At 44.7% G+C, this 7,086-nt stretch carries 7 protein-coding genes; 2 read left to right on the top strand and 5 right to left on the bottom strand.

The features are described from left to right. Positions 1 to 1,849: methyl-accepting chemotaxis protein (locus tag ACQY6Q_RS15000; RefSeq protein WP_427982597.1), on the top strand; the 1,849-nt coding region annotated here is incomplete at its 5' end. 89 nt (positions 1,850 to 1,938) lie between these two features. Continuing rightward, positions 1,939 to 2,775: a CvfB family protein gene (locus ACQY6Q_RS14995; protein WP_427982596.1), complete on the top strand. Its 837-nt coding sequence runs from the start codon at positions 1,939 to 1,941 to the stop codon at positions 2,773 to 2,775. A gap of 53 nt (positions 2,776 to 2,828) precedes the next feature. Here the strand turns inward: ACQY6Q_RS14995 and ACQY6Q_RS14990 are convergent, their stop codons facing one another. The 5 genes from ACQY6Q_RS14990 to ACQY6Q_RS14970 all read right to left on the bottom strand — a co-directional run. Then, positions 2,829 to 3,818, bottom strand: coding sequence for a DUF4382 domain-containing protein (locus tag ACQY6Q_RS14990; protein WP_427982594.1), 990 nt, complete (start codon positions 3,816 to 3,818; stop codon positions 2,829 to 2,831). A gap of 174 nt (positions 3,819 to 3,992) precedes the next feature. Continuing rightward, positions 3,993 to 4,952, bottom strand: a complete 960-nt coding sequence (locus tag ACQY6Q_RS14985; protein WP_427982593.1) for a DUF1722 domain-containing protein — start codon at positions 4,950 to 4,952, stop codon at positions 3,993 to 3,995. A gap of 88 nt (positions 4,953 to 5,040) precedes the next feature. Further along, a complete protein-coding gene (locus ACQY6Q_RS14980; RefSeq protein ID WP_427982591.1) occupies positions 5,041 to 5,796 on the bottom strand; it encodes a S1/P1 nuclease in 756 nt (251 codons plus the stop codon). A 19-nt stretch (positions 5,797 to 5,815) separates the two neighbouring features. Then, a complete protein-coding gene (locus tag ACQY6Q_RS14975) occupies positions 5,816 to 6,289 on the bottom strand; it encodes a peroxiredoxin (protein WP_427982588.1) in 474 nt (157 codons plus the stop codon). A gap of 83 nt (positions 6,290 to 6,372) precedes the next feature. Continuing rightward, a partial coding sequence (locus ACQY6Q_RS14970; RefSeq protein WP_427982587.1) for a GTP-binding protein occupies positions 6,373 to 7,086 on the bottom strand: 714 nt, incomplete at its 5' end.

Raw genomic sequence — 7,086 nt, 5'->3', positions numbered from 1 at the left:
AATTATTGCCCTGTATTTTTCATTGGAAAAAATATCGACTTCAAATCAGCAGTTACAACGATATCAAGCTTTAAAGTTTCAGTTTAATAGCCAGTTAGTAGCGAAGGTCAATAGTTATCTCAATACTGGCAATGCCATTGCGCTAAGCGAAGCAGAGAGTCTGTTACAGGATTTGGTTGAACAAGCTCAACAGCAACAATTAACTAGCTTGTCGTCAATGTTGGTTTCACTACTGGAAGCGCTGCAACAGCGTTATTTAGCCTTAGGTAAATTAAGTGGTAACGAGCAAGCCCTACTACTCAATGCTGAAAGAGAAATGCTAGCGTGGGCTGATAGCACAGTAGATTATGGCCTAAAAGCGAGTGCTGGCGATGCTTATATTCGCCAAGGTAGCGAGCTGATGAATGGATTGATTCATTTGTCTATGCAGCGTAATCGCTATTTTGCTCATCCCAGCGAAGAGGCTCAAGCTGCTTACGACAACGCCTATAGTCAAATTCGTTCTAATATTGAACAGATTAACAGTTTGCCTTTGCTAGGAGTGATGAGTGAAGTAGAAATAGATGAATTTGCTTTGGGGGATCCAGAAGAAGCGGTTGATTTGGCCGAAGAACTGAAAAGTGAGTTATCCAGTTTAAGTCAGCGTTATCCGAGAGAGCTTAAATCGACGCATAGTTTGATTGAGCAACGTCTCGCGCTGCGAGAGGCTTTAAGCCAAGATATAGATAAGCTCACTCAACAAGTGGCCGAAGCCGAGCAAGGCGTGGTGAAAGACCGTGAACGAGTGATGACAAATGTACAATTTAGCTTGTATACAGTAGCGGGGCTGATCGTTTTATTAGCGATACTAATGCAGATTATTATGCAAACTACGGTGCTAAAACCGCTGCGAGAGTTGCGTAATAGTTTTGCTTTATTGGTGGAAAATGCCAGTATTCAGCAGTTAAAAGTACGCCGTAAGCATACCGAAATTGGTGAAATTGCTACTTTTTTTAATCAGCTGTTAGATAAACAAGAAGCGCATGACGCGCTAAGAAATCAGCAACTATCGGTGGTGTCTAGCTCTTTAGATTCGGTATCACAGCAGGTCAGAGAAATATATCAAACCTCAGAACAAACCGATCAGCAGGTGAGTGAATCACAAACGCTGATGGAGCAACTGGCCCATCTTACTCAGCAATTAAACCAAATTTCTTCTGATGTTGAACATAACGCTAACGCCACTCAAGAGGCGATGAATGAATCGCAGCAAAATGTTGAGCAAGTGATGAGTGCCAGTAAAAGAACCAGTGATGCGGTCGTTGAAGGAAGAAGCTCACTCGCCACCCTAGTTAAAGCTGTGGTTGATGTTAGCGCCATCTTAGATGTAATTCGCGGCATTGCCGAGCAAACTAACTTGCTGGCCTTGAATGCCGCTATTGAATCGGCTCGGGCTGGAGAGCATGGCAGAGGTTTTGCTGTGGTGGCAGATGAAGTGCGAACCTTATCGATGCGCACGCAAACGTCATTAGAAGAGATCACCACCATCTTGAATCAGTTAAAGCAATCCTCTAGTAGCTTGGAAAGCAACATCGGTGGCATCGAAGAGGCCAGCGAATACCAGCAGCAAATTTCCTCAAAATTAATGCAAACCACTCATTGGGTAAGAGAGCAAGCGCAAACCTCTGTTGCGGTAGCGCATCAAGCCAGTGAGTATATTCGCGAGCAAAGTCATCATGTGGGCAGTTTTAGTTCCAAAATGACCACAGTAAAAACCCAAGTGGAGTCGGCGCACCAATTAGCCAGAAACATTGAGGCGAATGTGCACCAGCAAGTGACGACCATAGTGAATGCTTTAAAACCTGCCTAAATCGATAAAGCTAAGGGCTATTTGCGATAGCATGTTATACTGCCGCTTTGGCTCGTTTAGAGCCTGTTTTACGCGGAAAGAGAGTGAAAATGCTAGAAATTGGACGCCTTAATCAATTAACAGTGATTGAATTGGCCGACTTAGGTGCTTACCTCGATGGAGGAGAGTGGGGAGATGTACTATTACCCACTAAAGAGCTACCTGAGCACTTGGCCGAAGGTGACGAGCTTACCGTCTTTGTTTATCGAGATAATGAGCAAAATCTATTAGCCACCCGGCAAACACCGAAGGTGCAAGTGGGTGAGTGTGCCAATTTGCTAGTCAAAGAAATCAATGATGTCGGTATTTTTCTTGATTGGGGATTAGATAAAGACTTATTCCTGCCTTTCAGCGAACAACAGCAGCCGATGGAAGTGGATCGCCACTACGTGGTTTATGTTTATTTAGATAATCAGCAGCGTATCACTGCTAGCAATAAATTAGATCGCTACATCGATAAAAACACCCACCATTATCAACGTGGCGACAAAGTTCAACTGTTGATTGCGGGTAGAACCGAGCTGGGCTACAAAGCCGTGGTTAATCATCAACATTGGGGCGTGTTGTATTACGATCAAGTATTTAAGCGGATCCGCGCGGGCTATAGTTGTGAGGGCTATATTCAAAAAGTGCGAGACGATCAAAAATTGGATGTTAGCTTAGAGCCGATAGGGATTAAAAAAGCCATTGATATTGGTGAGCAAATTTTAGCTAAGCTGGAACAAGAGCAGGGCTATTTGGCGCTTAGTGATAAAAGCTCCCCGCAGGCGATTGCTGCAATTTTTGGGGTAAGTAAGGCTACCTTCAAAAAAGCCATTGGTCGTTTATATAAAGAAGGCCTGATTACTATCAGTAAAACGGGGATAGTGCTTAACCGTAAAGACTAGCTTAAAAAAAGGGCCTAAAGCTTAAGCAATAGGCCCTTATTATTGGTTATAGATTAAATTGCTTCCGCTTCTTCTACCACTTCAACGAAATTGTATTCTGCGTTAACACCTGCTTCCAAGCTTACAGTAGCCTGTTGAGCCTGAGGATCGGCGATGCTAATCTCGTTATAAATTTCTGGATCATCATCAACAGCGCTGCAGCTAAAGGCAACTAGATAATCACCTGCGGGCAGGTAAGAGAAACTATAAACATAGTCGTTAGTTTCGCTATCTTGTTGCACCATTTTAGAGGCATAAGGTGCGACTACCTCTGCAGGCACATCGGTATCTATCTCAGGGTCAAACTCATCGCCTAATACTTCAGTTTCACCGATGGGGGCGTTATATAAATAAACCACATTGCCGGTATCTGCGGCACATTCACCGGCTGATAATAAGTTCGGGTCAACGGTGCCCGATAGGCTGCCCACAGCTGTGTTATCAATAATTGTCACACCGTGGGGTTTTAAATTAAAGCTAGTGCCATTGGCGGTGCTCACCAAGGATTTTCTTAGATTAAAATCAATGGTATAGGCTTGAGTCCCTTCACTGGTCACGGTAAAACTGCCCAGCCGTAATTTATTACTTGGCGTTTTCAGTGGTAGGGTGGCACTGCTTTCATCAACCACGTTACAAAACTCGGTACTGCCATTTTGGTTTTGAGGACACTGGTAAGTATTGATGATCAGTTCGCTGTATTCACCAATCGGGAGCTCAGCGTCACTTAGCACCAAGAGGCTGTCGCCATCTTGGTAATCAAGCAAGTTAATACTAATGGGGTCGCCGTTTTCATCTTCAATCAATAGCTCAATGTCTGCTTCATCGGGGCGCTGTAAGGTAATTGAGCTATAACTTACATTAACCTCTTGAGCGCTATCTACAGGCGCGTCGGCGATAGAAAAAGACACTTTAGCGGTATTTAAAGAAGGTGAGTCATCGCTTCCACAGGCGATTAATCCGGCGCTTAACGATGCTATCAGTGATACTTTTAAAATGTGATTCATTTTGGTCTCTTTTTTAAAATTAATAACTTGATGGGCTTCGTCTAGTTTGTATTTTGCGTATCACCTTAAGAATAGTATGTTTTTGGTGCTTACGAAGAGGGATTATAGCATAAGTGAGGCCTGTTCACCCTTTCTGTTGAGTGAAACAGGCATATTTTTGGATAAATTCGCTGCTTACAAGCTGTAACGCAGTTTTAATTTATCGGGATGGGGTGATAAATAAGCTTGTTGTGCTAAATATTGTTTAGGGTGCTCTCGTAAGTAGTGCTGAATTAAACTGATTGGCACCAACAGCGGAAGTATTCCTTCGCGGTACTGGTGAATACGCTCGCTTAACTCACTGCGTTGTTGTGAGCTTAAGTCTCGCTTGAAGTAACCTTGCAGATGCTGCAATACGTTGGTGTGGTTTTTACGGCTGCAGTTGTGGCGCAGTATCTCCATAAACGCCTTAATGTAATTGTCAAAACCTTGCTGGTCTTGAGGGCCTTTAATGTTGGCAACTAGCGGACCTAGCTTGCGGTATTTTTCAGGATGATGAGCCATTAACAGGTATTTATACTTGGCATGAAAGGCTTGCAAGGCAGCTACAGTGAGCCCTTGCTCCGCTAATACCTGCCATTGATGAAAAGCAAAAACTCGATTAACGAAATTTTCTCGCAATATTGGGTCGTTAAGTCGGCCATCTTCTTCAATGGGTAGTAGCGGATAGGCCTTTATTAATTCTGCGGTGAATAAACCTACGCCTTCTTTGGCGGCATTGTTGGTTGATGGTGAGTAAACGCTAACTCGCTCCATGCCGCAACTGGGAGATTTTGCACAAACAATGTAACCACTTAAATGGCCTAATTGAGGTAAGCGATGCTGGGTGTAGTCCAGCATTTTTTGGGTTACGTCAAAGCTGCCATCGCTGGCTTGCAGTGAGATAATGTCTTGTTGTTTAACTAAACGTATAGATTTACGTGGGCTGCCTAAGCCAATCGCCATTTCTGGACAGTTAGGTTCAAAATCAAAATACTCAGCGAGTTCTTGTCGACAAAAACGTGATTGCTTGTGTCCGCCGTCGTAGCGCACTTCTTGGCCCAATAGACAACTGCTGATACCCACTGCAATTTTTTCACTAGAAAATCGATTCATGGCTTGCTCCTTATTACTCACTCCTTTAATACGCGGTGAGTTAAGTGCTTAGATCAACCTTGGCGTATTTTTATTTTCAATCGCTGCTTCAATCTAATAGTTGATTGAGTTTGCTGGCTAGGCGATAAGCAGCTAAAGCCAGTTGTTGCTCTATGAGCGGGCGTTTATCTTGGAGATAAACATCCCCCAGCTGCTTCGACGAATAATGATAGGCCATGGGAACCAGTTGCCGAGTTTGCAAGAACCATTGGTGGTAGTCATGCCCCAGTTGTTGCTGGTTTAGCGGGTAATCACGCATCAGTTGCAGGGCATAACTTGGTAGCGGCTTGGCGGCTGTGTCTAATAGTTGGCTATCCCAAACTCGGTGCAGGTTGCTGGGTTTTCCGTACCACGTTACTTCGTGTTGATTACCGCCTCGGTCCTCAGCGTAGGCTACATGCAGCGGCTGATGGAGGTCGGCCAATAAGTGGACATAAAATTTAAGCGCTTGGCTACGGACTTTGTGGCTGAGTGAGTGATTAGCCAATTGGCCTTCAAAATAATAGAGCTGGCTAAGTACATCGCCTTTAGGGTTGCGCTTGGCGAAACTTAAGTTTTGCCCTTTAGCTAGGTTAATATAATGCCATGGCGCAGTGTATTGCCATGCAGGGTCTTTTCTTACTTGATCCGCCCAAGTGGCAATATCCACTAGGCTTTGTTGGCCAAGCAGAGTGTTGATTTGTTGTTTCGTTGATGCACTGAGTTGCTGTTCGGCGATGTAGGCAACTAATTGATGGCCTAGCACGCCAAAGGCCATGCTAGGAAGGCTAAAGAAGCACAAATAAAATAGTAGGGCTGAACGCAAAGCTTGTCCTCTACTACTGTTACAACAGGGCTAACAGATTTTCTGCTTTACTCTGATCGAGGCCTTTACCCGGTTCAAGCTTAAGGATGCTAACGGTTAAATCGTCAATCAGCATGGCGTAGCGTTGTGAACGTAGCCCACCAAAGTTACCAGTATCTTTCTCTAGACCTAAGGCCTTGCTAAAGCTGGCATCGCCGTCGGCTAACATCATGAGTTGCTCGGCTTGTTGTGTTTTACCCCAAGCATTCATCACAAAGGCGTCGTTCACTGCAACACAGGCAATAATATCAACGCCTTTAACTTTAAATTGCTCGGCTAAACGAACATAACCAGGTAGGTGGGCTTCAGAGCAAGTGGGGGTAAAAGCGCCGGGAACGGCAAATAACAGTACCTTTTTACCCGCAAATAATTCGTGGCTCAGGTGGGTTTTCATACCCTCTGGAGTTAACTCACTGAGTTGACCGTTGGGGATTTTTTGCCCTTGTTGAATCATCACTCACTCCTTTCTCGATTTGTCTGATATGCGTCATTGCTGTTAGTTGCAGCCTAGAGTTGATTGGGCACTTGTGCAAGCTATCACGGGTTATTTATTAGGCAGGCTGCTAATTGTTGTTGCAAGTCTTGTCTATCTAAGGCTTGAGCGCTGATTAGTTCAATACGATTGGTCTCACTTGGTGCTAACAGCTGTATGGTTCCTTCGCCGTTCACTTGATTGATCAGTAAACTATGCTGCTCAACTTGTAGCAAAGCCTTGCAGCGAAGCAGCTCTAGAGAGCTAATTAAGTCGACTAAGGCCTGCTGGTTGAAACGCTGGCTAGCTGGGAATGACCAGCCAAGAGTGCAGATGTTGGCATTAGGATCTAAGTGCGCAGTAGTGGTTTCTAGGCCGATAGTGAGCTGCTGCTTACTGATTGGTGAAAACGATATGCTGCGGCTTGGCTGCGTTACCGAAGTAATTAATTCATCTAGGGCTAAACCTCCGTGTTGGCTAAATAACAGCGGTTTATGGTTCAGCTTTAGTTGCTCCAAATACTGCCCTAAGGCTTGGCGATCCTTATCTTGGTATAGATCTGCCTTACTGGCGATAATTTTATCGGCAATGCGTAACTGTGCCGCAAAGTTTTCGTGCTCTCGGTAGCGCGGGTCTGCTAATCGTCGTGCATCTATCAAGGCTAGGCTGTTGGCGATGGTAATGCTGCCTAAGTCTGCTAACTCTTGTAAGCGCTTTTTTATTTGCAGAGGGTGACCCAAGCCGGTGGGCTCGATAAGTAAGCGTTGAGGTTTGGCTTG

The organism is Agarivorans sp., from assembly GCF_050295395.1.
Classification (GTDB): domain Bacteria; phylum Pseudomonadota; class Gammaproteobacteria; order Enterobacterales; family Celerinatantimonadaceae; genus Agarivorans.
Note: the sequence above shows the minus strand (reverse complement) of the source record. Positions and strands in the feature narration are given on the sequence as shown.